The 24652-nt window shown below is 63.8% G+C and carries 20 protein-coding genes; 6 read left to right on the top strand and 14 right to left on the bottom strand.

Features of this window, described 5'->3' with window-relative positions; genetic code table 11:
* Positions 1-70: 70 nt before the first annotated feature.
* Positions 71-1042, bottom strand: coding sequence for a hypothetical protein (locus LC407_RS05170; RefSeq protein ID WP_223482294.1), 972 nt, complete (start codon positions 1040-1042; stop codon positions 71-73).
* A 155-nt stretch (positions 1043-1197) separates the two neighbouring features.
* On the opposite strand from LC407_RS05170, the gene LC407_RS05165 reads away from it, so the two are divergent.
* Positions 1198-2562 carry an ImmA/IrrE family metallo-endopeptidase gene (locus LC407_RS05165; protein WP_223482293.1) on the top strand — a complete coding sequence of 455 codons (1365 nt, stop codon included), beginning with the start codon at positions 1198-1200 and terminating at the stop codon, positions 2560-2562.
* Positions 2563-2947: 385 nt separating this feature from the next.
* Here the strand turns inward: LC407_RS05165 and LC407_RS05160 are convergent, their stop codons facing one another.
* Complete coding sequence (locus LC407_RS05160; protein ID WP_218789483.1) at positions 2948-3700, bottom strand: SDR family oxidoreductase; 753 nt, start codon at positions 3698-3700, stop codon at positions 2948-2950.
* Between the two features lie 109 nt (positions 3701-3809).
* On the opposite strand from LC407_RS05160, the gene LC407_RS05155 reads away from it, so the two are divergent.
* Positions 3810-4736, top strand: a complete 927-nt coding sequence (locus tag LC407_RS05155; protein ID WP_223482291.1) for a LysR family transcriptional regulator — start codon at positions 3810-3812, stop codon at positions 4734-4736.
* Between the two features lie 80 nt (positions 4737-4816).
* Here the strand turns inward: LC407_RS05155 and guaA are convergent, their stop codons facing one another.
* The 5 genes from guaA to moeB all read right to left on the bottom strand — a co-directional run bounded on the left by guaA (position 4817) and on the right by moeB (position 12457).
* Positions 4817-6382 carry a glutamine-hydrolyzing GMP synthase gene (gene guaA, locus LC407_RS05150; protein ID WP_108265561.1) on the bottom strand — a complete coding sequence of 522 codons (1566 nt, stop codon included), beginning with the start codon at positions 6380-6382 and terminating at the stop codon, positions 4817-4819.
* Positions 6383-6490: 108 nt separating this feature from the next.
* Complete coding sequence (gene guaB, locus LC407_RS05145) at positions 6491-7948, bottom strand: IMP dehydrogenase (protein WP_025874983.1); 1458 nt, start codon at positions 7946-7948, stop codon at positions 6491-6493.
* A gap of 221 nt (positions 7949-8169) precedes the next feature.
* Entirely contained in the window at positions 8170-9048 is an 879-nt protein-coding gene (gene folD / locus LC407_RS05140) for a bifunctional methylenetetrahydrofolate dehydrogenase/methenyltetrahydrofolate cyclohydrolase FolD (protein ID WP_025874985.1), read from the bottom strand.
* A gap of 219 nt (positions 9049-9267) precedes the next feature.
* The gene (locus tag LC407_RS05135) at positions 9268-11103 is read right to left on the bottom strand and encodes a monovalent cation:proton antiporter-2 (CPA2) family protein (RefSeq protein WP_059063917.1); all 1836 of its coding nucleotides are present in this window, start codon (positions 11101-11103) and stop codon (positions 9268-9270) included.
* Positions 11104-11320: 217 nt separating this feature from the next.
* Positions 11321-12457 carry a molybdopterin-synthase adenylyltransferase MoeB gene (gene moeB / locus LC407_RS05130; RefSeq protein WP_223482290.1) on the bottom strand — a complete coding sequence of 379 codons (1137 nt, stop codon included), beginning with the start codon at positions 12455-12457 and terminating at the stop codon, positions 11321-11323.
* Here moeB and LC407_RS05125 point away from each other — a divergent pair.
* Entirely contained in the window at positions 12456-13043 is a 588-nt protein-coding gene (locus LC407_RS05125) for a GNAT family N-acetyltransferase (RefSeq protein WP_223482289.1), read from the top strand. The genes moeB and LC407_RS05125 overlap by 2 nt on opposite strands.
* Before the next feature lie 78 nt (positions 13044-13121).
* On the opposite strand, the gene der is transcribed toward LC407_RS05125, so the two are convergent.
* From der to ndk, 7 genes are all read right to left on the bottom strand, one after another.
* Positions 13122-14519: a ribosome biogenesis GTPase Der gene (der, locus tag LC407_RS05120; protein WP_025874993.1), complete on the bottom strand. Its 1398-nt coding sequence runs from the start codon at positions 14517-14519 to the stop codon at positions 13122-13124.
* Between the two features lie 15 nt (positions 14520-14534).
* A complete protein-coding gene (bamB, locus tag LC407_RS05115; protein ID WP_032977555.1) occupies positions 14535-15743 on the bottom strand; it encodes an outer membrane protein assembly factor BamB in 1209 nt (402 codons plus the stop codon).
* Positions 15743-16381, bottom strand: coding sequence for a tetratricopeptide repeat protein (locus tag LC407_RS05110; protein WP_025874997.1), 639 nt, complete (start codon positions 16379-16381; stop codon positions 15743-15745). Before LC407_RS05110 ends, bamB begins: the two co-directional genes overlap by 1 nt.
* A 64-nt stretch (positions 16382-16445) precedes the next feature.
* Positions 16446-17306 (bottom strand): RodZ domain-containing protein, encoded by an 861-nt coding sequence (locus tag LC407_RS05105; protein WP_025874999.1) that lies wholly within the window; start codon positions 17304-17306, stop codon positions 16446-16448.
* Between the two features lie 18 nt (positions 17307-17324).
* On the bottom strand, positions 17325-18110 hold the full coding sequence (gene pilW / locus LC407_RS05100; RefSeq protein ID WP_033830909.1) for a type IV pilus biogenesis/stability protein PilW: 786 nt from the start codon (positions 18108-18110) through the stop codon (positions 17325-17327).
* Positions 18097-19302, bottom strand: a complete 1206-nt coding sequence (gene rlmN / locus LC407_RS05095) for a 23S rRNA (adenine(2503)-C(2))-methyltransferase RlmN (protein WP_223482288.1) — start codon at positions 19300-19302, stop codon at positions 18097-18099. The genes pilW and rlmN overlap by 14 nt, the downstream gene beginning before the upstream one ends.
* 10 nt (positions 19303-19312) lie before the next feature.
* On the bottom strand, positions 19313-19738 hold the full coding sequence (ndk, locus tag LC407_RS05090; protein ID WP_008265389.1) for a nucleoside-diphosphate kinase: 426 nt from the start codon (positions 19736-19738) through the stop codon (positions 19313-19315).
* Between the two features lie 363 nt (positions 19739-20101).
* Between ndk and LC407_RS05085 the strand changes: the two genes are divergently transcribed.
* The 3 genes from LC407_RS05085 to LC407_RS05075 all read left to right on the top strand — a co-directional run bounded on the left by LC407_RS05085 (position 20102) and on the right by LC407_RS05075 (position 24447).
* On the top strand, positions 20102-20770 hold the full coding sequence (locus LC407_RS05085; RefSeq protein WP_025875011.1) for a TetR family transcriptional regulator: 669 nt from the start codon (positions 20102-20104) through the stop codon (positions 20768-20770).
* A gap of 26 nt (positions 20771-20796) precedes the next feature.
* Positions 20797-23169: a 3-hydroxyacyl-CoA dehydrogenase/enoyl-CoA hydratase family protein gene (locus tag LC407_RS05080; RefSeq protein WP_218789140.1), complete on the top strand. Its 2373-nt coding sequence runs from the start codon at positions 20797-20799 to the stop codon at positions 23167-23169.
* Positions 23170-23238: 69 nt separating this feature from the next.
* On the top strand, positions 23239-24447 hold the full coding sequence (locus tag LC407_RS05075) for an acetyl-CoA C-acyltransferase (protein ID WP_032977565.1): 1209 nt from the start codon (positions 23239-23241) through the stop codon (positions 24445-24447).
* Positions 24448-24652: the final 205 nt, after the last annotated feature.

Below are 24652 nucleotides of genomic sequence, written 5' to 3'. Positions count from 1 at the left end.
CGGACGAACCTTTCATCGCCCGGCCAGAAGCACGCGAACCTCCGCTCTTAACTTGATAAAAATCACCAAATTAGAACACAGGACCTGAAAAATTCTCCGCCCTATAACTTGAAGATGATTCTAGAAAAGCGTAAAAGCTACGCCTCTCACTAGGATCATGCAGATCATAAGTGGCTATGTGATGGTAACCATGAGGACGAACGTGGCTATAGAGCCTGACATCCAGATCCTCTGTATTTATTTCCACAGATAACCCAGCGATATCTATATCGTAAAGCGCCCTAGTGATTGAATGAGCGGAACTCGGAAAATAGTTCTTATATTTCTCGTTATACTTCGGCTGAAAGTATCGAATCAACCCAGCCTCAGCCAAGCAGATCTCTATCCGCCGACTTAAACCTGCCTCAATCGCTTCCAAATCAGCCACCGGGTCTCGATCTGGAGCATCATCCAAGCTACCTCCATCGTTATCGAACTGAAAAATAGCAATCGGATCATCATATTGCACCATAACGATCATGGCCTCCGATTCTGGATCATCAGCACTGATGTCCGCCAGAACCTGCTGCAAAGTAGCGTGCCCCTTGAGACGATCCTTCGCAGAGCGATTGCCATCTCCATACGCCATTCCAACATATACCACTTCCAAATTCCTAACCGCAGGCGTATCAGTCCACGCGAAGAGACTTGGCATGAGATATGCCGGCAGGGTATGCACCACCTTTCCTTCTCGAATCAAATCAATCGTGCGATGCGGAAATGGAGAGTAGGCAAGCTCCAGTGACAATTCGCCTTTCATGGCGAACTTTATTGGGAGCCAGAAACCTCCTTCGCTATACTCCATAACGCCTTCAGTACGACCTTCTCCAACCCTGATTGAACCAGGAACGAAGCGCAGGCGAGGCCGCTTCCCAATAATGTAGATATGACACTCCTCTGCCAATTCTCGGAGATCATCGGGCAATCCGTCGATCATCGCCAAATCTTTTGGATGTACAAGCAATGTCCCCTGCGATGGAAGAGAAACAGCAATCTCGGTCATCTGTTTACGACGGATCATTCGCATACTCAGAGACTAGTTGGACAATTTTTATGCAGTTTTGGCGACTATAACACCGCAAGCCCGGATGTTGGATTGACGACCAATACATGAGACGATCCACAGCTCCAGTGACAGCCAACAACCTGCCCGCTACCATGATCGAGATATTGCCATCAGCGCAGACCTCCGTCCAGAAAGGAAATGCACTGGAGGATGCGGTCTACCATCAACTGACCCAAGATGTTGCCGCTGGTAAATTTGGAATTGACCAATCCTGCTGCAGAGTCTTCCAGAAGAAGGGGTATTACTCGAAGGATCGCGAATCAGACATCATCTTTGATGTTTCATTGGAATTCTGGATGCCAGGGGCATCGGAATGGTCAATTCTTTTAGTTTATGAATGCAAGAATTACTCGCACAAGGTACCGGTCAGCGACCTAGAAGAATTCTTTCAGAAGGTCGAGCAAGTTGGAGCCGCAGGTACAAAGGCTGTAATTGTAAGTTCAAACTCTTTCCAAGAAGGCGCGCTCTCCTTTGCTCGCTCAAAGCGAATGGGAGTGGCAAGATATTTTCCAGACAGAGACCTAGAATGGATACTCCGCAGAGCGCCTTCGGAACTTCGGACTCAGAAGTCGTTCTTCCATTCAACCGCCGACTCGGAAGCACTCACTTCCGACGCATATGTGAGTCGCTACTTTGATTATCATTGCGCACTCGGAGAAGAGCGAACAAATTCATTGTTCGACCTAACTTACGAAATGATCCTTGATTTCCCGGAATTGGCGGCGACACTAAATATCGACCCACATTTATACCAACAAGAAAGTAACGAGACCTGGATTCCCTTCTTGTCGTCCGAGTTAATCGAGGCCACTGCCCGGTCTTGCATATTGAAGGCGACGCGAAGCCAACCCGAATACCTTCTAGAAGATCTTTGCCTCAGCCTTCAGGACGAACGAGGACTCATCGTACACTCGGCCACCCTGCCTCAAGGCGTCTTGGCAGAACTTTCGTTTGACCCGCTGAAGATTCAAATTGATGACGCCCAATCTGGAACTGACGCAAGGAGGCGATTTACGCTCGCCCATGAGCTTGGTCACATCTACTTAGACCATGGCAGATTTATGAAGCGTGAGAAGCTAAGAGTCTCAGATACCGCCATCGACCAACCCAGCGGAGTTACCATCTCCGCCATAGCCCGTCTTGAGTGGCAAGCAAACTACTTCGCCGCCTGCCTACTTTTGCCTAGACGTGCATTAATCGCAGAGGTAAGGAAACAGACGAGTAAGCGCCAAATAAGAGATAGGGGATTTGGCCTTCTCTATCTTGATGATCAGAAATGCAACATAGATTCATTCCTAATCATTTGCTCCGCTATATCACATCACTTCAAAGTTTCGAAAGCGGCGGTTCGACTTCGACTCACTGAGCTAGGATTACTTCGAGAGGCATCCACTGTAAAAAACGCAGGTATTCTGAGCGAGAACATTTTGCGAAACATCCACCGCACTGACCCATAGCCCCTTCGCAAATCGCACTTGTGCGTCTCGAATTATTATTTCCCTAAGGGTGAGCGGGTCACACTTTCACAACAAGGGCGCCTCTCGGCGCCCTCGTTCTTTCAACTCATTCCCACTCCATCATCAACAGGTCTCGCAAGCCCGCGTGGTTAAGGGATTTTCGATGATCGACATGGGCCATTACCGTCGCTTTTACCGTCATCCGACAAGAGCTTTGTCTGGTGCGGCAGATGGAGAGATTTGCAGGGCGACGACTCTGGCAACACCATCGTCAATCACCTTCCAGGACAGCGCAGACAAGCGCAGCGGTCTTCCTCCTATCCTCACTTCACTGAGACCTTCGAAATCGCCTGCCCTCCCCTCTTGAACCCATGATCCCGCGCGCTTAGCCGTTCAGCAGACGGCCGCCGTCCAGGACGATTTCAGAGCCGACCGTCCAGCGCGACTCGTCCGATGCCAGATACAGCACTGCTTTGGCCACCTCGTCGGAGGTACCGAAACGGCCAAGCGGAATGGTTGCCGCGATCGCTTTGTTAACCTGCTCGCGATAAGCTTCCGGAATACCGGCCTTGTCGTAAAGCGGAGTCTCGACGGGGCCAGGGCTCACTGCGTTGACACGGATGCCGCGGCCCAGCAGTTCGGTCGAGAGCGTCTTCGACATGTTCAGCAATGCGGCCTTCGTTGCGGCATACACCGACGAGCGATCTGCGCCTGCATGCGCGCTGACGGAAGTGGTCAACACGACGGAAGCAGGATTTGCGAAGACCGGCAAAAGCGCCTGCATCAGGAAGTACGGCCCTTTGACGTTGATGTCGAAAATGCGGTCGAACATGTCTTCCGTCCATTCCTCAATGGGCCGCCAGACGGATACGCCGGCATTGAGGAAGGCAACGTCGAGTTGGCCGTAGTGTTCCTTGATGGCTTGTGCCAGCTCCTTTTGTGCAGCAACGCTGGCCGAGTCGGCGCGCAGCACCGGCACTTCCGGGCCCAGTTCGGCCTGGGCCCTTGCAATCGAATCGGGGTTGACGCCCGTTACGATCACGCGAGCGCCCTCCGCCAGGAACTGCTTTGCCGTTTCCAGCCCAATGCCACTGGTGCCGCCAGTGATGAGAGTACGTTTACCTTGCAAGCGCGCCATTTGAATTCTCCGGTGAATGACGACCACCGTGGTCGACATGGAGAAATATGCGCTCATGCCTCACAGCAGATAAGACTGTCTGTTCGCATATAATTCATGCAGATCAGGCATGAATAGAGGCGGCGCCGTGGACCGATTTCTTTTGATGACATGCTTTGCGCGTGCTGTGGAAACCGGGAGCTTTTCGGCAGCAGGGCGGGATCTAGGGTTGGGGCAACCCAACGTGAGCCGCTATGTAGCAGCTCTGGAGGATCATCTGCAGGCGCGCTTGCTCCACCGGTCTACGCGGAAGTTGTCCTTGACGCCGGAGGGCGAACGCTACTACGCGGACATCCGGCGCATCCTGGATGCGGTGGATGAATCCGAATCGTCCTTCAGGAGCAACGTCGACCCATCAGGGCTCTTGCGCGTAGCCTGTCCGACAGCTCTCGCACATGCGTTTGTGCTGCCGCATGTGCCGGCCTTTCTGGAGCGCTACCCTCAATTGAACCTGGATCTCCAACTCAACGATCGATACGTAGACCTGGTCAATGAGGGCACCGAACTCGCGATCCGCATAGGACAGCTGGAGGACAGCGCCCTGCGCGCGCGGCCTCTTGGATGGTATGAGCGGGTCTTCGTCGCCAGCAAGGACTACTTGGCCAAACGTGGAGTTCCGCAGACCCCGGATGATCTACGCGACCACGATTGCATCATCTACACCTTGCTGTCGTCCGGGGCGACCTGGCGATTCCGGGATGCGGAAATTCCGATCAGCGGCAGGCTCAGGGTCAACTCGCCCGACGCCGTGAGTGCAGCGGTTGCGGCGGGCCTGGGTGTGGCACATGGACCTGCGTGGCTCTTTCAGGACGGATTGAACAGCGGCAGATTGCAGTTCATTCTCAGCAACCATACGGCTCCCCCTGTCCCCGTGCAGATGGTCTACGTCGCCAATAGGCTGCTTCCCACGCGGGCTATCGTGTTCATGGATTTTATGGCTGAGGTGTTTTCAAGGATTCCAGCCTTGAACGGCAGCATCCCTGTGCCGACTCGATAAGACGAGACGACAAAGCGTGCGTCCAGAAATGAAAAGAGCGCCGAAGCGCTCTTTTCATTCAGCTCTATCAACCAGCAGGATCATTCCCACTCAATGGTCGCCGGCGGCTTCCCCGAGATGTCATAGACAACCCGCGACACCCCCCGCAACTCATTGATGATCCGGTTGCTCACCGTACCCAGGAACTCATACGGCAGATGCGCCCAATGCGCGGTCATGAAGTCGATCGTCTCCACCGCCCTTAGCGCAATCACCCACTCATAAGCGCGCGCGTCGCCCACCACGCCCACCGACTTCACCGGCAGGAACACGGCAAACGCCTGGCTGGTCTTGTCGTACAGGTCGGCCTTGCGCAGCTCGTCGATGAAGATCGCATCGGCCTTGGCCAGCAATTCGGCGTACTCACGCTTCACTTCGCCCAGAATGCGCACACCCAGGCCCGGGCCCGGGAACGGATGGCGGTAGACCATGCTGCGTGGCAGGCCCAGCTCGACGCCCAGGCGGCGCACTTCGTCCTTGAACAACTCGCGCAGCGGCTCCACCAGGCCCAGCTTCATGTGCTCCGGCAGGCCGCCCACGTTGTGGTGGCTCTTGATCACATGTGCCTTGCCGGTCTTGCTGCCGGCCGACTCGATCACGTCCGGGTAGATGGTGCCCTGCGCCAGCCACTTGGCGTTCTTCAGCTTGTTCGACTCTTCGTCGAAGATCTCAACGAACAGGTTGCCGATGATCTTGCGCTTGGCTTCCGGGTCGCTCACGCCTTCCAGCGCGCTGAAGTAACGGTCGGCGGCATTCACGCGCACGACCTTCACGCCCATGTGCTCGGCAAACATCGCCATCACCTGGTCGCCCTCCTGCCAGCGCAGCAGGCCGGTATCCACGAACACGCAGGTCAGCTTCTCGCCGATGGCCTTGTGCAGCAGTGCGGCCACGACGGACGAATCGACGCCGCCGGACAGGCCCAGGATCACTTCGTCATCGCCCACCTGTTCGCGCACGCGGGCGATCTGGTCGTCGATGATGTTGGCGGCGGTCCACAGGGTCTGGCAGCCGCACACGTCCACCACGAAGCGGCGCAACAGCGCCTGGCCCTGCAGGGTGTGGGTCACTTCCGGGTGGAACTGCACGCCGTACCAGCGCTTCTCTTCGTTGGCCATGGCGGCCACCGGAATGCGGTCGGTGGTGGCGGTGATGGTGAAGCCCGGCGGCGCAACGGAGACGTGGTCGCCGTGGCTCATCCAGACATTCAACTTCGGCTCGCCGCCGTGGTCGCTCAGGCCCTTGAACAGCGCATCCGGGTTGATGACGTTCACTTCGGCGTGGCCGAATTCGCGCTGGTCAGCCGCTTCGGTGGCACCGCCCAGCTGCGCGGCCAGGGTCTGCATGCCGTAGCAGATGCCGAAGATCGGCAGGCCGCTGTCGAACACTTCCTGCGGCGCGGCGGGCGCGCCCGGCAGCGTGGTCGATTCCGGGCCACCAGACAGAATGATGCCCTTGGCGCCGAAGCCGGCGATCTCGGCCGGGTTGTGGTCCCACGCCCAGATTTCGCAGTAGACGCCCAGCTCGCGGATGCGGCGGGCAATCAGCTGCGTGTACTGCGCGCCGAAATCGAGGATGAGGATCTTGTCGTTATGGATGTTGGTCATGGCGCCCCGGCAATGCAGTAGGGAAAACGAAAACGTCAGATTTTTCAGCGGCAGATGGAGAAAGAGGAACGGGAATCAGCTTCCTCGTTCCTCTTTGCTCGTCCCGCATCAGGAGCGGTAGTTCGGCGGCTCTTTGGTGATCGTCACGTCGTGGACGTGGCTCTCGCGCTGGCCGGCGCCGCTGATCTTCACGAACTTGGGCTTGCTGCGCATGTCCTCGACGGTGGCGCAACCCACGTAGCCCATGGTGGCGCGCAGGCCGCCCATCAGCTGGTGGATGATGCCGCCCACCGGGCCGCGGTACGGCACGCGGCCTTCAATGCCTTCGGGCACCAGCTTGTCGGCGGTGGCGGCGTCCTGGAAGTAGCGGTCCTTGGACCCCTTCTCCATCGCGGCCAGCGAGCCCATGCCGCGGTAGCTCTTGTACGAACGGCCCTGGAACAGCTCGGTTTCGCCCGGCGATTCCTCGGTACCGGCCAGCAGGCCACCGATCATGATGGTGGACGCACCGGCGGCCAGTGCCTTGCCGATGTCGCCGGAGTAGCGGATGCCACCGTCGGCGATCAGCGGGATGCGGTCCTGCAGCGCTTCGGCCACCAGGTCGATCGCGGTGATCTGCGGCACGCCCACGCCTGCCACCACGCGGGTGGTGCAGATCGAGCCCGGGCCGATGCCGACCTTCACTGCGTCCGCGCCGCTGTCCAGCAGCGCCAGCGCGGCTTCACCGGTGCAGATGTTGCCGCCGATGACCTGCACGTTCGGGAAGTTCTTCTTGACCCAGCTGACGCGGTCCAGCACGCCCTGCGAATGGCCGTGCGCGGTATCGACCACGATCACGTCCACGCCGGCAGCCACCAGCGCTTCCACGCGGCGATCAGTATCGCCGCCCACGCCGACGGCCGCGCCGACCAGCAGGCGGGTGGCGACGTCCTTGGCAGCGTTCGGGAAGTCGGTGTTCTTCTGGATGTCCTTGACGGTGATCAGGCCACGCAGGGCGAAATCATCGTTGACCACCAGCACCTTTTCGATGCGGTTGCGGTGCAGCAGCTGCAGCACTTCATCAGACGCGGCGCCTTCCTTGACCGTGATCAGGCGATCCTTCTTGGTCATGATGTGGCGGACCGGATCGTCCAGCTCGGTCTCGAAGCGCATGTCGCGATGGGTCACGATGCCGGCCAGCAGGCCGTCGCTGCCCACCACCGGCACGCCGGAGATGTTGTGCGCCTGGGTCAGGGCCAGCACGTCGCGGATGGTGGTTTCCGGGCCAACGGTGATCGGGTCGCGGATGACACCGGCCTCGAACTTCTTGACCTTGGCCACTTCCGCGGCCTGCTGCTCCACGCTCAGGTTCTTGTGGATGATGCCCATGCCACCCAGCTGTGCCATGGCGATGGCCAAGCGTGCTTCGGTGACGGTATCCATGGCGGCGGACAGAATCGGAAGCTTGAGCTTCAGGTCACGCGTCAACCGCGTTTCGAGGTTGACGTCCTTGGGCAGGATGGTCGAATGAGCGGGGACGAGCGAGACGTCGTCGTAAGTGAGTGCTTCAGCCTGGATGCGCAGCATCGGCATACCCGAGATGTGGGGAAGCGCGACATTTTACCCTGTTTTGGCGACCAAGAACAGTAATTTTGGTAACCGGAAATAGGTAATCCTGCGACACAGTGTCGCGCGGGCGGGGATCTGTTCAGGGCACCTACCGAAGCGGGTAGTGCCGGCCGCTGGCCGGCAACCTCATGAACCTTCGGATGGCATACCGGGTTGCCGGCCAGCGGCCGGCACTACCGTCAAACCCCAGCTTCCGCCGCTTCCAACGTGTTCTGCATCAGCGTGGCCACGGTCATCGGGCCCACGCCACCCGGCACCGGGGTGATCCAGCTCGCCCGCTGCGCTGCGGCCTCGAACCCGACATCGCCCACCAGACGGCCGTCATCCAAGCGGTTGATGCCCACGTCGATCACCACCGCGCCCGGCTTCACCCACTCGCCCGGCACGATGTCCGGCCGGCCCACCGCCACCACCAGGATGTCGGCGTTGCGCACGGCCTGTTCCAGCACGTCCTTGGGGGTGAACTTGTGGCAGCTGGTCACGGTGCAACCGGCAATCAGCAGCTCCAGGCCCATCGGCCGGCCGACGTGGTTGCTGACGCCGACGATGGTGGCGTTGCGGCCGCGCACCGGTTGGTCGGTGTGGCCCAGCAACGTGGTGATGCCACGCGGGGTGCACGGGCGCAGGCCGAACTCGCGCAGGGCCAGGTGGCCGACGTTTTCCGGATGGAAGCCGTCCACGTCCTTGCGCGGGTCGATGCGCTGGATCAGCCGGCGCGCGTCGGGAATGCCCGGCAGCGGCAGCTGGATCAAAATGCCGTTGATCTTCGGGTCGGCGTTGAGCTGGTCGATCAGGTCGAGCAGCTCGGCCTCGGTGGTGCCGGCCGGCAGATCGTAGTCATAGGCCTCGATGCCGACCTTCTCGGCCGCGCGGCGCTTGTTGCGCACGTACACGGTCGAGGCCGGGTCGCCCCCCACCAGCACCACGGCCAGGCCGGGGCGGCTGCCACCGGCGGCGACACGGGCGTCGACCCGCACCTTCAGGCTGTCGAGCAGGTCCTCGGCGATACGGCGGCCATCGAGGATGCGGGCAGGAAGCTGGGGGGCGGAGTCGGTCATCGGGTGCGGGCGTGGGGCGGCGGGGACGCTATTGTCCCCGATTCACGCCCCCTCGCCCACCGGCACAGACGGGGTCGGATCCCTTTGCCAAAGGCAAAGGGCTCTGACCCCATCGACCAAGCACGCACGTCGGTAGTGCCGGCCGCTGGCCGGCAACCTCATGAGCGCAGGAAGCACCGTGCAGTTGCCGGCCAGCGGCCGGCACTACCATGCTTCAGATCATTCCTCTTCTTCTTCCGGCACTTCATCCGCATTGAGCGTGCGTGCCTTACGCTTGGGCGCGGTAAACGGCGTCGGCGTCGGCACACCCGGCAGCGCGCTGCCGAACACCATGTGCGCGCCGGCCCTCAGGCTGCCACCGGCCATTTCCAGTTCGAAGCGCTCGGCATCGCGCTCGCGGATCTGCTCGGCGATCTCGCGAGCGTCATCCTCGTCCGCGCCCAGTTCCACCAGTGCCGCCTGCCCGAACAGCAGTGCCGACTCGAAGGTTTCGCGGATCTGGAAGTCCACGCCGGCATGGATCAGCCGCAGCGAATGTTCGCGGTCGAACGAGCGCACCAGCAGCTTGGCCTGCGGGAACTGATGCGCGACAAGTTCGACGATGCGGTCAGCATCCTCGGCATTGTTCACGCACACCGCAATCGCCCGCGCACTGCCCGCGCCGGAGGCATGCAGCACGTCCAGCCGGGTGCCGTCGCCGTAATAGATCTTGAAACCGAAGCGCTCGGCGTTGTGGATCATCTCCACATCGTTGTCGATGATGGTCACGTCCACGTCGCGGGCCAGCAGCGACTGGCTGGCCACCTGGCCGAAGCGGCCGAAGCCGATCAGCAGCACGCTGCCGGACAGGCCATCGGCGGTATCCACGCCTTCCAGGCTGACGGTCGGCGTCGGCGCCACGCGCTTGTAGACCAGCACCACCAGCGGCGTCAGCGCCATCGACAGCACCACCACGGCAGTGAAGTTGGCATTGATGTCCAGGCTGATCACCCCGGCACTGGCTGCGGCGGAGAACAGCACGAAGGCGAACTCGCCGCCCTGCGCCATCAGCACGCCACGATCCAGCGCCTGCGCATGGTCACTGCCCATCAACCGCGCCACCACGTAGATGCACAGCGCCTTGGCCGCCATCAGCGCGACCACCAGGCCGAGGATCATCGGCCAGTTGCCGGCCACCACGCCCAGGTCCAGCGCCATGCCCACGCTGAGGAAGAACAGGCCCAGCAGGATGCCGCGGAACGGTTCGATGTCCGCTTCGATCTGGTGGCGGAAGGTTGATTCGCTCAGCAGCACGCCGGCCAGGAACGCGCCCATCGCCATCGACAACCCGGACAGCTGCATCAGCAGCGCCGCGCCCAGCACCACCAGCAGCGCGGCAGCGGTCATCACTTCGCGCGCTTTCGATTCGGCCAGCACGCGGAACAGCGGATTGAGCAGGAAGCGGCCCACCAGCACCAGGCCGACGATGGCGCCCACGCCGATCGCCACCGACATCCAGCGCGAGCCCTCGCCATCGGCACTGCCGGCCGCCGGCGCCATCCACGCGACCAGCGCCAGCAACGGCACGATCAGCAGGTCTTCGAACAGCAGGATCGAGACGATCTTCTGCCCGGACGGCAGCGCGATATCGCCGCGCTCGGCCAGCAGCTGCATCACCACTGCGGTGGAGGTGAGCACGAAACCGGTGGCGCCGATGAAAGCGATCTGCCACGGCAGCCCGAACAGCTTGGCGATGCTGGTCAGCACCAGCGCGCAGGTGACGATCTGCAGCGTGCCCAGCCCGAAGATTTCCTTGCGCAGGCTCCACAGGTGCGAGGGCCGCATTTCCAGGCCGATGACGAACAGGAACATGACCACGCCGAGTTCGGCGGTATGCAGGATCGCCTGCGGGTCGGAGAACCAGCCCAGCCCGAACGGGCCGATCGCCAGGCCGGCGGCGAAGTAGCCCAGCACCGAGCCCAGGCCGAGCCGACGGAACAGCGGCACCATCACCACCGCTGCGCCCAACAGGGCGACGACCTTGACCAGCTCGCTGGTCGCTGCTTCTACCGCCATGCGGTGGGTTCCCCGGAAATCGAAATCGGCCTCAACGATAGAGCAACACCGATGACGGCAATAGCACGTGTGTTGCGTTTTATTGTCTTGGAGATGGAACGATGCCAGGGATGACCCCCAATATCATCCCGAAACCGGACGCATCCATCCACGCATGGCGTGGATCTACCAACGCATTAGTAGATCCACGCCATGCGTGGATGACGCGCCGACCGGTTCACCCGCCCCGGCAGAACGCGGCGTAATCGATATACCCCGGGAACGGCACGCCGGGTGCGCACAGCGGGCACTGCGGGTCGGGGCTGATGCGGGTCTCGCGGAAGCGCATGCCCAGCGCGTCAAAGCGCAGCAGGCGCCCCACCAACGGTTCGCCGATGCCCAGCAGCAGCTTCAGCACCTCGGTGGCCTGCAGCACACCTGCCAGGCCGGGCAGCACGCCCAGCACGCCGGCCTCGGAACAGTTCGGCGCGAACTCCGGCGGCGGCGGCTCCGGGAACAGGCAGCGGTAGCACGGTGCCACGCCGCGCTGGCGGCCGGCATCGAACACGCTCACCTGGCCGTCGAAGCGCTCGATGGCGGCGTAGACCATCGGCGTGGCGTGCTTGATGCAGGCGTCGTTGAGCAGGTAGCGCAACGGGAAGTTGTCCGAACCGTCCAGCACCACGTCAACGTCCTGCAGCAGGCGATCCACGTTCTCCGAGGTGACCCGCTCGGGCACGGCCTCGACCTCGATGGACGGGTTCAACGCCAGCAGCCGCTCACGTGCCGAATCAACCTTCAGCTGGCCGACGCTGGCCTCGGTATGCACGATCTGCCGGTGCAGGTTGCTGCGCTCGACACGGTCGTGGTCGGCAAAACGCAGGTGCCCTACCCCGGCGGCCGCCAGGTAGAACCCGGCCGGCGCGCCCAGGCCGCCCGCGCCCAGTACCAGCACCCGCGACTGCTGCAGGCGGCGCTGCCCAGCCTCGCCCACCTGCGGCAGCAGCAGGTGGCGCGAATAGCGGTCGTAGAAATCGCGGTCGGCGGCGCTGGTCAGTGGCTGCACCAACGGCAGCGCCAGCTCGCGCCAGGCCACGGTGCCGCCGGCAACGGAGCTCACGTTCGTATAGCCCGCATCCAGCAGCGCCTGTGCTGCATCAACCGAGCGCTTGCCGCTCTGGCAGATCAGCAGGATTTCCTGTTCCGGCAGAGGCAGGTGCGCGGCCGGGTCGGCCAGAAGTTCATCCTTGGCCACGCCACGCGCGCCCTCGGCCATGCCGCCGGCCCGCTCGTGCGCCTCGCGCACGTCGATCAGCACCGCACCATGGGCCACGCGCGCGCGCGCCCGCTCGGGGGAAAGCTCTGGAATGCTCATGGCGTCCATTGTAGAGCCGGGCCCCATGTTGACGGAGCCGACGGCGCGTAGGACCCTCTGGCCGGTGAAACCATCGATCAATCCCGTACAGACCGAGCACCTGGTGCTCCGGCCGTTCTCATGCGCCGACGGCCCCGAGGTCCTCGCCGGCATCACGCCAACGCTGACCCGCTTCATGGCATTCGATCCGCCGGACTCTTTTGCGGCATTCGAAAAGATCGGCCAGGAATGGCTGCGCCTGATCGAGGAAGGCGCGGAATACACGTTCGTGATCCGGCATCTGCAGGACGGACGCTTTGTGGGCATCGCCGCCGTGCACCGCGCTACCGAGGGCGAACCCGAGCTTGGCATCTGGATAAGCGAGCGCGAGCACGGACAGGGCTACGGCCGCGAGGCAGTGCGCGCCGTCGTCCACTGGTGCGCGGAACGGCTCGCTGCGGTCGCCTATCGCTACCCGGTGGCGGTGGACAACGTGGCCAGCCGGCGGATTGCCGAAGCACTGGGCGGCCAGGTGGTCGGCACCGAGCAGAGCGCGAAGTTTGCGTCGGTGGTCTATCGGATTCCGGTGCCGGGGCTGCCTGGCTGAGGTTGCCGGCCAGCGGCCGGCACTACCGACAGGATCGCCACAACGAGAAAGGCGGCCCTGCGGCCGCCTTTTCGTGGATCACTTGCCCTTGACGTGCTTCATCAAGCGCCGCTTGGCCTTGACCTGCCGTTCGGTCAGCACGTTCTTCTTGCCTTCGTACGGGTTGGCACCCTCGCGGAAGATGAACTGCACCGGCGTACCGATCAGCTTGAAGCGCTTGCGGAAGAAGTTCTCCAGGTAGCGCTTGTACGACTCCTGCAGTTCCTTCAGGCGGGTGCCGTGCACGATGAAGGTCGGCGGGTTGGCGCCGGCCGGGTGCACGTAACGCAGCTTGGAGACGTGGCCGCGGATGGTCGGCGGCGGGTTGGTCTCGTAGGCCACTTCCAGCGCCTTGTTCACTTCGCTGGTGGTGAAGGTCTTGTTCGCCGATTCGTGCGCACGGTGCACCGCACGGAACAGCTCGCGCAGGCCCGAGCCGTGCTTGGCCGAGATGCGCACCGATTCAGCCCACGGCACGAAGCCCAGCCGCAGCGACAGCATCGTTTCCGCCTGCTCACGCTGGTAGTCGGTCAGGCCGTCCCACTTGTTGATCGCGATCACCAGCGCGCGGCCGGCATCCAGCACGGCGCCGAGCACGGTGGCGTCCTGGTCGGTCACGCCTTCGGTGGCATCGAGCATCAGCACGGCCACCTGGCACTGCTCGATCGACTGCATGGTCTTGACCACCGAGAACTTCTCGACGACCTCGTCCACGCGCGAACGGCGACGCAGGCCGGCGGTGTCGATCAGGCGGTACTCGCGGCCATCGCGCTCCAGGTCCACCGAGATCGAATCGCGGGTGGTGCCCGGCACGTCCGAGGCGATCATGCGCTCTTCGCCGAGGATGCGGTTGACCAGGGTCGACTTGCCCACGTTGGGGCGGCCGACGAAGGCGATGCGCACGCGGTTCGGATCGTTGTCCAGCTCTTCGCCGCTGCCCTCTTCCGGCAGGCGCTGGATGACCTCGTCAAGCAGGTCGTCCAGGCCCTGGCGATGGGCAGCCGACACGGTCAGCATCTCGCTGAAGCCGTAGCGGGCGAACTCCGAACGCACGGTGTCCTCGTCGGTGCCGTCGATCTTGTTGATCAGCAGCAGCGTCGGGCGCGACAGCTTGCGCAGCCAGGCCAGGATCTCATCGTCCATCGCCGAGGTGCCCTCGCGGGCATCGACGACGAACAGGATCAGGTCAGCTTCGCCAGCGGCAGCGCGGGCCTGGCGCGTGGTAGCACCAGCCAGGCCTTCTTCTTCCTCTGCGATGCCGCCGGTATCGACGACGAGGAAATGGTTGTCCTCGTCAAGCCGGCAGACGCCATAGTTGCGGTCCCGGGTGACGCCGGGCTGGTCATGGACCAGGGCGTCACGTGTACGGGTCAGTGCATTGAATATGGTCGACTTGCCGACATTCGGCCGTCCAACCAGGGCGACCAAAGGCAGCATCGCGATTACTCCGTATTAATTTGCCAACCGGAATGCGGTCAGCTTGCCATCAACGTTCTGCACCAGCAGCACTCCATCGACGACGATTGGCTGGGCCAGAAGCGCATCACCGCCGCTTTTCGCCCGCGCCGCCATCGCGCCATCGGAGGCCTGCAGCCAATGCAGGTATCCCTTGTAGTCACCGACCACCACGTAGTCGCCGTGCAGCGCCGGACCGGTCAGCGAGCGCCGGGCCAGTGCGGTCTGCGACCACATCGCCGCGCCGCTGGCCTTGTCCAGGCCGAACACGCCGCCCTTGTTGTCAGTAACGAAAACATTGCCCGAAGACACCGCCACACCGCCGGCACCGCCGTGGTCACGCGCCCACAGCGGGCGACCGGTCGGGCCTTCGATGGCCATGGTCTGGTTCTTGAAGCTGCTCACGAACAGCGTGTTGCCGTCGAGCACCGGGGCGCCATCGACGTCGGCCATGCGGTCCAGCTCGGTACGGCCTTCGCCGGTACCCACGTTCTGGTCCCACAGCGTGCGGCCGTCCTGCATGGCCAGCGCAGACACGCTGCCCTCGTCCTTGCCGATGAACAGCACGCCCGGACCGGCCACCACCGGCGCGTTGCCACGCACGGTCAGCGCCGGCAGCTCGCTGGGGTTGAACCACTTCTGGGTGCCGTTGCCGGCATCGAACGCGGTGACGCGACCATCATTGCTGCGCACGAAGACCATGCCCTGGGCAATGGCCGGTGCGGCGATGACTTCGTTGGGCACGCGTGCGCGCCACTTCTCGCTGCCATCGTTGATGTCCAGCGCGATCACCTGGCCATCGAGGGTACCGATGACCACCAGGTTCTCGCCGACGCCCGGACCACCGGACAGCCGCAGCTTGGCCTTCTTCTTTTCCTTCTTCGGCTCCCAGGTCCAGACCTTCTTGCCGGTCTGCAGGTCGATGGCGTGCACGCCACCGGTGATCGCCGCGGCGAACACGTGGCCATTGGCCACTGCCGGGCCCTGGCGCACGCCGATGCGGCGCTCGCCCTTGCCCAGGTTGACCGACCAGGCCTTGTTGACCTTCAGGGTCGGCTCGAACTTCACCAGTTCCGCCGGTTCCTGTGCCTTCTTCGCTGCTGCGTCCTTGCCAGCGAACCAGCCCTTCATGGTGCTGCAACCGGACAGCGCCATACCGAGCAGGAGTACGGTGGCGACGCGCGTGATCATGACCTTCTGACTCATCAAACCGACTCCGCAGGGGCGGCGACGGTGCCGCCGGCGTCCATAACCTTGGTTTCCAGCAGTCGCCGCTGCGGCGCTGCCACGTCCAGCGTCTTCAGCGCCTTCTCATACTGTTCGCGGGCCGCGTCACGCTTGCCCTGCGCCATCAGCGCATCGCCATGGATTTCCAGGCTGCTGCTGTCGGTGGCGCTGCCCAGCAGCTTGATCGCTTCATCGCCCTTGCCGGTAGCCACCAGCAGGCGTGCCACGCGCTGGTCGACCACGCGCTGCAGGTCGCCTTCGACCTTCACCGCGCGCAGGGTGGCCAGCGCCTCTTCATTCTTGCCGGCATCGACCTGGGCCTTGGCCAGCTGCAGCGCAGCCAGGTCGCCGTAGATGCTGGACGGGCCAGCCTCCAGCGCCTTGACCGCCTTCGCAGCGTCGTCGAGCTTGTTCTGCTGCAGGCCCACCAAGGCCTTCTGGTACTCGACATTGGCCGAGGCCAGCTTGCCGCCCTGATCCTTCTGGTACCACTGCCAGCCGGCAATGGCACCGATGGCGATGACTACGCCACCGAGGATGCTGGCACCATTCTTCCGCAGCCAGCTGCGGACGCGTTCACTTTGTTCGTGCTCGTCGAGCAGGTCGTCGATCGCCATGCGTACTCTCGCCCCGCCCATCGGGAGGGACCATTGGGATTATCGAAGGTGGTGAAACCGCGCCTCAGTGTGAAACCGGGACAACGGAGCCTTCAGAGGATACCTGAAAGCGTGCCACGTTGGCTCGCTGATAGGGCGTCAGATCGACGATAGCGCCATTCTGCTGAACCTGGACCGCCGAGGCGTTGCCCAAGGTGACCCGGGCCACCTGGCCGGGGGTGAAGCTGCGGGTCTCGCCCGCCTTGATCAACGCCTTCTCGACGCTGCCGCCATCCGGACCGGCGATATCGACCCAGCTGTCGCCACTGAACTGCATGTCCAGGTTGGCGGCAGCAGCCGGCGCAGCGCGTGGCACCGGGGCCAGCGAGGCAACGTAGGGGGTAGCAGTCGGCTTGGTGACAGGCGCGGCCGCCACCTCGGCGGGCGCCGCGGCGGCGGACCCGGGACCGGCCGGGGTAACCGGTACGGCGGCCGGGATCACATCCAGCGAGGCGGTGTTCGGCGAAGGTGCGGTGCCATCGAAGTGACCGCGGGTGGCGAACCAGACCGGGACCGCCAGCACGGCGGTAATACCGACATACAGCGCACGGCGGCCGAGATTCTCGGCGATCCGGCGCGCACGCGGGGTATGGGTGTGGCTGACCAGGGTCGGCGGAACCACCGGGCCAACCTGGGCCTGTTCCAGCAGTTCGCTGACGTCGACACCGAGCAGGCGGGCATAGCTGCGCAGCTGGCCGCGCACGAACACCGGCGCGCCGAGCTTCTGCCACTGCTCCTGCTCGAGCGACTTGACCACTTGAACCGGCATGCGCAGGCGCTGGCCGACATCTTCAAGGGTCAGTCCGGCGGCCTCGCGGGCCTGGCGCAGGCGGGTGCCGCAGCCGGCCACAGTCTCGAGATCGCTCACAGTCTGGTCATCAATCACAATGCATCAACCCTGGAGTTAGGAGCCCGCGTCCTGCGGAAATTCCTGTCGAATCCGCTGAAGATAGCGATCAGATGCTGCCTGATCACCCAGCCGCGCCTCGATTTGAGACGCAAGTTGTAACACGGAACGCGTGGCCGGTGCAGCCGCAATCCTACGTTCGGCGAAGGCGCGGGCCTCCATGAACTGGCCGCGACGGAAGCTCAGCTGGGCCATCGCCTCCAGCGCGACCGGGTTGCCAGGCACCTGGGACAGGGCGGCACGCAGGTTGCGTTCGGCGCGATCAAGCTGCCCGGCATCCAACGCACAGCTGCCGCCGTTGGCCTGCGCCTCGGCCGGCGTGGTGTAGCTGCGCGCCTGCAGCGCACGATCGAACCAGGCCAGTGACTCGGCAGCCTGTCCGTTCTGGCACAGCCAGGCACCATAATTGTTGAGCACGTCCCCCCGCTGCGGCGCCAGTTCGGCGGCCCTGCGGAAACCTTCCCCGGCCTGTCGGGTGCGGCCACGCTGATCATCGATGCCGGCCAGCAGCACCAGTGCATCGGGGTCGGCAGGCGCCAGCTTGATCGCATCGCGCGTCTTGCGCTCGGCCGCATCGAGGTTGCCGCTCTGCATGTCGCGGGCGGCCAAGGCGAGCAGATCCGCGGCGCGGACCTGCCGGCGAACACCCTCAGGGTCGCGGACCGAATAGACCGTCGCCTGGCTGGGGCCCAGCTTGGCTTTGGGTTGCGACTTGCAAGCGGTGACCGAGAGGGCCAGCACGCCTGCAAGCAGTGCCAGCCAGAAGCGATCAGGCCGCGGCATCGCTCCCCTTCCCTGCCTGCAGTGTCTTGTTGAACTCAGCCTGGCGGCGGGTGCGATCCATCACCTGGCCCTTGAGCTGGCCGCAGGCGGCGTCGATATCGTCGCCACGGGTACGGCGCACCATCGTCAGCACGTTGCTGTCGAGCAGGATCTTCTGGAAGGCGCGGATATGCGCCTCTTCGGACCGCTCGTAGCGGGTGCCCGGGAACGGGTTGAACGGGATCAGGTTGACCTTGCCCGAATCCTTGGCCTGCACCGCGTTGTCGAACTGGCGCATCAGGCGGGCCAGCTCGCGGGCATGCTCGGGCTTGTCGTTGATGCCCTTCATCAGGGTGTATTCGAAGGTGACCGATTCGCGGCGCTTGTTGGCACGCAGGTAGCGTGCGCACGAAGCCATCAGCTCGGCGATCGGGTACTTCTTGTTGAGCGGCACGAGGGTTTCGCGCAGCTCATCGTTCGGCGCATGCAGCGACACCGCCAGCGACACGTCGCTTTCGGTGGACAGCCGGTCGATCTGCGGCACCAGGCCGGAGGTCGACAGGGTCACGCGCTTGTTGGCCAGGCCGTAGCCCAGATCGTCGCGCATCACGCTCATGGCACGCACGACGTTGTCGAAATTCATCAACGGCTCGCCCATGCCCATCATCACCACGTTGGTGAGGCGGCGCATCTGGTGCGGCACGTTGCCCAGGTGGCGCGCGGCGATCCACACCTGGCCGATGATCTCGGCGGTGGTCAGGTTGCGGTTGAAGCCCTGGGTGGCGGTGGAGCAGAACGTGCAGTTCAGGCCACAACCGACCTGCGAGGACACGCACAGCGTGCCGCGGGTCTTGTCGGGGATGTACACGGTCTCGATGGCGTTCTTGCCATCCACGCCCATCGCCAGCAGCCACTTGTGGGTGCCGTCGGCGGAGGGCTTGTCGAAGATGATGTTCGGGACGAGGACCTCGGCATGCTCCTGCAGCTTGGCGCGCAGAACCTTGCCGAGGTCGGTCATCTCATCGAACTCGGTGACGTAGCGATGGTGGATCCACTTCATCACCTGATGGGCGCGGAACTTCTTCTCGCCGAGAACCTCGACGAAAAACTTCTCCAGGCCCGCGCGATCGAGGTCGAGCAGGTTCTGCTTGCCAGCCGTGGGTGCCGACCTCGGCAGCGGCTGGATGGCGATTTTCTGTACGACCTCGTTCACGGCATTACTCTCAGCGCGAGACGACTTCGGTGGCGGCGAAGAAGTACGCGATTTCAATCGCGGCATTCTCGACCGAGTCCGAGCCGTGGGCGGCATTGGCATCGATGGATTCGGCGAAGTCGGCGCGGATGGTGCCCGCAGCGGCTTCCTTCGGGTTGGTGGCGCCCAGCAGGTCGCGGTGGGCCAGGACGGCGTTCTCGCCTTCCAGGGCCTGGATCATCACCGGGCCGGAGATCATGAACTCGACCAGTGCGTTGAAGAACGGACGCTCGCGGTGCACGGCGTAGAAGCCTTCGGCTTCACGACGCGACAGCTGCTTGTACTTGGCGGCCACGACCTTCAGGCCGGCCTTTTCGAAGCGGGCGTAGATTTCGCCGATGACGTTCTTGGCAACGGCGTCCGGCTTGATGATCGAAAGGGTGCGCTCCAGCGCCATGGGATGTCTCCAATGGAATCGGGCCGCTGATGGCCCGAAGGGTAACAAAAAAAAAGCCGCGTCGAAACGCGGGCTTAGCCTGATAAACGTGCGCGGATTGTAAAAGATAAAGCGGCAGGGTGGTAGTGCCGGCCGCTGGCCGGCATTGGGCGCAGGGGTCGGATCCCCGCAGGGGCTCTGACCCCATTACGGGGCCAGCACCGGGGTCGGAGCCCCAGGGGGGATCCGACCCCAGCCACCACCCCATTCACCCACCTGAGCGGATTCTGACCAGCCCGGGCATTTTTGCTGCACTGCAAAATGCCATACGGTACCGTCTGGTTCTAGTATCAAACAATCGTTTGATTAAGGTCCGCCCGCCCGATGGCCAAGCCCGCCCACTTCTCGACCAAGGACCGGATCCTCGGCGCCGCCGAGGAGCTGTTCGCCCAGCACGGCTTCGCCGGCACCTCGCTGCGCCAGGTCACCAGCCAGGCAGACGTCAACATCGCTGCGGTCAACTACCACTTCGGCTCCAAGGAAAACCTGGTCAACGAGGTGTTCCGCCGCCGCATGGACGAGATGACCGGCGCCCGCCTGGCCCAGCTCGAGCGTGCCCGCAACGAACACCCCGGGCAACTGCGGCCGGTGCTCGCCGCCTTCGTCGAGCCGGCCCTGGCGCTGGCCCAGGACCGCCAGAACGGCGGTGCCTTCGTCCGCGTGATCGCCCGTGCCTACGCTGAAAAGAACGACAACCTGCGCAAGTTCCTGTCCGACCACTACGGCCACGTGCTGCGTGAGTTCGGCAAGGCGATCGCCACCTGCGTGCCCGGCCTGAGCAAGGAAGAGCTCTATTGGCGCCTGGATTTCCTCGCTGGCTCGCTGACCTATGCCATGGCCGATTTCGGGCTGATCAAGCGACCTGCCGGTGTCACCGAAACGGCGCATCGTGCCCATGCCGCCCATGAACTGATCCATTTCGCCGAGGCCGGATTCCGTGCCGCCGCCCGCAGCGGCAGCGCCCTGCCCGCCTCCATTGATTCCACCCAGTAACTGCTGACCAACAAAGGCCCTACACCATGTCCAATTCCCTGCTAGTCCGCCGCGCCGCCGTGCTGGGTGCCGGCGTCATGGGTGCCCAGATCGCCGCCCACCTCACCAATGCCGGCGTCGACACCGTGCTGTTCGACCTGCCTGCCAAGGAAGGTCCGGCCGATGGCATCGTGCTGAAGTCGATCGCCAACCTCGGCAAGCTGAGCCCGGCGCCGCTGGCCAGCAAGTCGCTGGCCGAAGCCATCACCCCGGCCAACTACGAGACCGGCCTGGAACAGCTGAAGGACTGCGACCTGATCATCGAGGCCATCGCCGAGCGCATGGACTGGAAGCAGGACCTGTACAGGAAGATCGCCCCGTTCGTGGCCGACCACGCCGTGCTGGCCTCCAACACCTCGGGCCTGGGCATCAACAAGCTGGCCGACGTGCTGCCCGAACAGCTGCGCCACCGCTTCTGCGGCGTGCATTTCTTCAACCCGCCGCGCTACATGCACCTGGCCGAGCTGATCCCGGCCACCACCACCGACGCCAGCGTGCTGGAAGGCCTGGAAGCGTTCCTGGTCACCACCCTGGGCAAGGGTGTGGTGTACGCCAAGGACACCCCGAACTTCATCGGCAACCGCATCGGCGTGTTCTCGATCCTGTCCACCATCCACCACACTCAGGAATTCGGCCTGGGCTTCGACGAAGTGGACGGCCTGACCGGCCCGCTGGTCGGCCGCCCGAAGTCCGCCACCTACCGCACCTCCGACGTGGTCGGCCTGGACACCATGGCCCACGTCATCAAGACCATGGGCGATACCCTGCCCAACGACCCGTGGCATGAGTTCTTCAAGTCGCCGAAGTGGCTGGATGCGCTGATTGCCAAGGGCGCACTGGGCCAGAAGACCGGCGCCGGCATCTTCCGCAAGGTCGGCAAGGACATCGTGGTGCTGGACCTGGAAAAGCAGGACTACCGTCCGGCTGACCGCGCCGCCGCACCGGAAGTGGTCGAGATCCTGAAGATCAAGAACCCGGCCGAGAAGTTCGCCAAGCTGCGCGAGAGCCAGCACCCGCAGGCGCAGTTCCTGTGGGCGACCTTCCGCGACCTGTTCCACTACAGCGCCTACCACCTGGCCGACATCGCCGAGACCGCGCGCGACGTCGATCTGGCCATCCGCTGGGGCTACGGCTGGTCGCTGGGCCCGTTCGAAACCTGGCAGGCCGCCGGCTGGAAGCAGGTCGCGCAGTGGATCGCCGATGACATCGTCGCCGGCAAGAGCATGAGCAACGCGCCGCTGCCGGACTGGGTGTTCGATGGCCGCGATGGCGTGCACGCCGCCGAGGGCAGCTACAGCCCGTCGCGCAACGCCAAGCTGCCGCGTTCGTCGCTGCCGGTGTACCAGCGCCAGCGCTTCCCCGATCCGCTGCTGGGTGAGAAGTTCGCGCCGGGCGAGACCGTGTTCGAGAACGACGGCCTGCGCATGTGGCACGACGGCGATGGCATTGCCGTGGTCAGCTTCAAGACCAAGATGAACACCGTGTCCGACCATGTGCTGGATGGCCTGCAGGAATGCGTCACCCGCGCCGAGAAGGACTTCCAGGGCTTGGTGATCTGGCAGCAGAAGGAGCCCTTCTCCGCCGGTGCCGACCTGGCTGGCGCCCTCGGCCTGCTGCAGGCCGGCAAGGTCGACCAGTTCGAAGCGATGGTGCACAACTTCCAGCGCACCAGCCAGCGCATCAAGTACTCGCTGGTGCCGGTGGTGGCTGCGGTGCGTGGCCTGGCCCTGGGTGGCGGCTGCGAGTTCCAGATGCACAGCGCCAAGACCGTGGCCTTCCTGGAAAGCTACATCGGTCTGGTCGAGGCCGGCGTCGGCCTGCTGCCGGCAGGCGGCGGCCTGAAGGAACTGGCCGTGCGCGCATCGCAGGCCGCCGGCCCGGGCGGTGACGTGTTCGCCGAACTGAAGAAGACCTTCGAGACCGTGGCGATGGCCAAGGTGTCCAACTCGGCGGTCAACGCCAAGGAACTGGGCCTGCTGCGCAGCACCGACAAGGTGGTGTTCAACAGCTACGAGGCCCTGTACATCGCCAAGGCCGAAGCACGCGCCCTGGCCGAAGCGGGCTACCGTCCGCCGCTGCCGGCACGCCGTATCCAGGTGGCCGGCGACGTCGGCATCGCCACCTTCAAGATGATGCTGGTCAACATGCTGGAAGGCCGCTTCATCAGCCCGTACGACTACGAGATCGCCGAGCGCATCGCCACCGTGCTGTGCGGCGGCAAGGTCGACCGCGGCACCTTGGTCGACGAAGAGTGGCTGCTGACCCTGGAGCGCAAGCACTTCGTCGAACTGGCCCAGCAGGAAAAGACCCAGGCCCGCATCGCGCACATGCTCAAGACCGGCAAGCCGCTGCGGAACTGACGGAAGACATCGGTAGTGCCGGCCGCTGGCCGGCAACCTCTTCCAACCCCTATTCAAGAGATCACTGCAATGACCAAGCAAATCCAGGACGCCTACATCGTCGCCGCCACCCGCACCCCGGTTGGCAAGGCGCCCAAGGGCATGTTCCGCAACACCCGCCCCGACGACATGCTCGCCCACGTGCTGCGCAGCGTCGTGGCGCAGGCGCCGGGCGTGGACGTCAACCGCATCGATGACGCGATCATCGGCTGCGCGATGCCCGAAGCCGAGCAGGGCATGAACGTGGCCCGCATCGGCGTGCTGCTGGCCGGCCTGCCGAACACCATTGCCGCGCAGACCGTGAACCGCTTCTGCTCCTCCGGCCTGCAGGCCGTGGCGCAGGCGGCCGACGCGATCCGCCTTGGCAACGCCGACCTGATGCTGGCCGGCGGCACCGAATCGATGTCGATGGTGCCGATGATGGGCAACAAGATCGCGATGGCCCCGAGCGTGTTCGACAACGACCACGTCGCCATCGCCTACGGCATGGGCATCACCGCCGAGAAGGTCGCTGAAGAGTGGAAGGTCTCGCGCGAAGAACAGGACGCGTTCGCCCTGGCCTCGCACCAGAAGGCCATGGCCGCCATCCAGAACGGCGACTTCAAGGACGAGATCAGCCCGTACGAGATCGTCTCGCACCAGCCCGACCTGGCCGACGGCAAGCGCATCATCACCCGCAACAAGGTGGCCGACACCGACGAAGGCCCGCGCCCGGATTCCTCCGCTGAAGGCCTGGCCAAGCTGCGCCCGGTGTTCCGCAACGGCCAGTTCGGCGGCACCGTCACTGCCGGCAACTCCTCGCAGATGAGCGATGGCGCCGGCGCAGTGCTGCTGGCGTCGGAACAGGCGATCAAGGATTACGGCCTGACCCCGCTGGCCCGATTCGTCAGCTTCTCGGTGGCTGGTGTGCGCCCGGAAGTGATGGGCATCGGCCCGATCGCCGCGATTCCGAAGGCACTGAAGCAGGCCGGCCTGAGCCAGGACCAGCTGGACTGGATCGAGCTCAACGAAGCCTTCGCCGCGCAGTCGCTGGCGGTGATCCGCGATTGCGGCCTGGACCCGAGCAAGGTCAACCCGCTGGGCGGCGCGATCGCGCTGGGCCATCCGCTGGGTGCGACCGGCGCGATCCGTACCGCGACCCTGCTGCACGGCCTGCGCCGTCGCCAGCAGAAGTACGGCATGGTGACGATGTGCATCGGCACCGGCATGGGTGCGGCGGGCATTTTCGAGGCGCTGTAAGTTTCAAAGCGTTGCCTCGTTGGGCTTCAAGGCGTGGGCCGGGTTGGCAGGGCTGCCCGGGACACGCCGTGAACCCATCCATGGGGGCTCGATGGCGCCATCCATGGCGCCAACGGTCCCGGGCAGCCCTGCCAACCCGGCCCTTCCAGCCTCCCCGCGGCGGTGGGATAAGAAGAGGCAAGAGCAGTAGATCCACGCCATGCGT

Source organism: Stenotrophomonas sp. OVS01A (assembly GCF_019969775.1).
Classification (GTDB): Bacteria; Pseudomonadota; Gammaproteobacteria; order Xanthomonadales; family Xanthomonadaceae; genus Stenotrophomonas; species Stenotrophomonas indicatrix.
The sequence above is the reverse complement of the archived record's forward strand: the minus strand, read 5'-3'. Positions and strand labels throughout refer to the sequence as shown.

What these genes read in the sequence shown, in the direction of transcription:
- LC407_RS05170 (WP_223482294.1), bottom strand. Translation starts at nt 1,042, where the DNA reads ATGACCGAGATTGCTGTTTCTCTTCCATCGCAGGGGACATTGCTTGTA.
- LC407_RS05165 (WP_223482293.1), top strand. Translation starts at nt 1,198, where the DNA reads ATGATCGAGATATTGCCATCAGCGCAGACCTCCGTCCAGAAAGGAAAT.
- LC407_RS05160 (WP_218789483.1), bottom strand. Translation starts at nt 3,700, where the DNA reads ATGGCGCGCTTGCAAGGTAAACGTACTCTCATCACTGGCGGCACCAGT.
- LC407_RS05155 (WP_223482291.1), top strand. Translation starts at nt 3,810, where the DNA reads ATGAATAGAGGCGGCGCCGTGGACCGATTTCTTTTGATGACATGCTTT.
- guaA (WP_108265561.1), bottom strand. Translation starts at nt 6,382, where the DNA reads ATGACCAACATCCATAACGACAAGATCCTCATCCTCGATTTCGGCGCG.
- guaB (WP_025874983.1), bottom strand. Translation starts at nt 7,948, where the DNA reads ATGCTGCGCATCCAGGCTGAAGCACTCACTTACGACGACGTCTCGCTC.
- folD (WP_025874985.1), bottom strand. Translation starts at nt 9,048, where the DNA reads ATGACCGACTCCGCCCCCCAGCTTCCTGCCCGCATCCTCGATGGCCGC.
- LC407_RS05135 (WP_059063917.1), bottom strand. Translation starts at nt 11,103, where the DNA reads ATGGCGGTAGAAGCAGCGACCAGCGAGCTGGTCAAGGTCGTCGCCCTG.
- LC407_RS05125 (WP_223482289.1), top strand. Translation starts at nt 12,456, where the DNA reads ATGGCGTCCATTGTAGAGCCGGGCCCCATGTTGACGGAGCCGACGGCG.
- moeB (WP_223482290.1), bottom strand. Translation starts at nt 12,457, where the DNA reads ATGAGCATTCCAGAGCTTTCCCCCGAGCGGGCGCGCGCGCGCGTGGCC.
- der (WP_025874993.1), bottom strand. Translation starts at nt 14,519, where the DNA reads ATGCTGCCTTTGGTCGCCCTGGTTGGACGGCCGAATGTCGGCAAGTCG.
- bamB (WP_032977555.1), bottom strand. Translation starts at nt 15,743, where the DNA reads ATGAGTCAGAAGGTCATGATCACGCGCGTCGCCACCGTACTCCTGCTC.
- LC407_RS05110 (WP_025874997.1), bottom strand. Translation starts at nt 16,381, where the DNA reads ATGGCGATCGACGACCTGCTCGACGAGCACGAACAAAGTGAACGCGTC.
- pilW (WP_033830909.1), bottom strand. Translation starts at nt 18,110, where the DNA reads ATGCCGCGGCCTGATCGCTTCTGGCTGGCACTGCTTGCAGGCGTGCTG.
- ndk (WP_008265389.1), bottom strand. Translation starts at nt 19,738, where the DNA reads ATGGCGCTGGAGCGCACCCTTTCGATCATCAAGCCGGACGCCGTTGCC.
- LC407_RS05085 (WP_025875011.1), top strand. Translation starts at nt 20,102, where the DNA reads ATGGCCAAGCCCGCCCACTTCTCGACCAAGGACCGGATCCTCGGCGCC.
- LC407_RS05080 (WP_218789140.1), top strand. Translation starts at nt 20,797, where the DNA reads ATGTCCAATTCCCTGCTAGTCCGCCGCGCCGCCGTGCTGGGTGCCGGC.
- LC407_RS05075 (WP_032977565.1), top strand. Translation starts at nt 23,239, where the DNA reads ATGACCAAGCAAATCCAGGACGCCTACATCGTCGCCGCCACCCGCACC.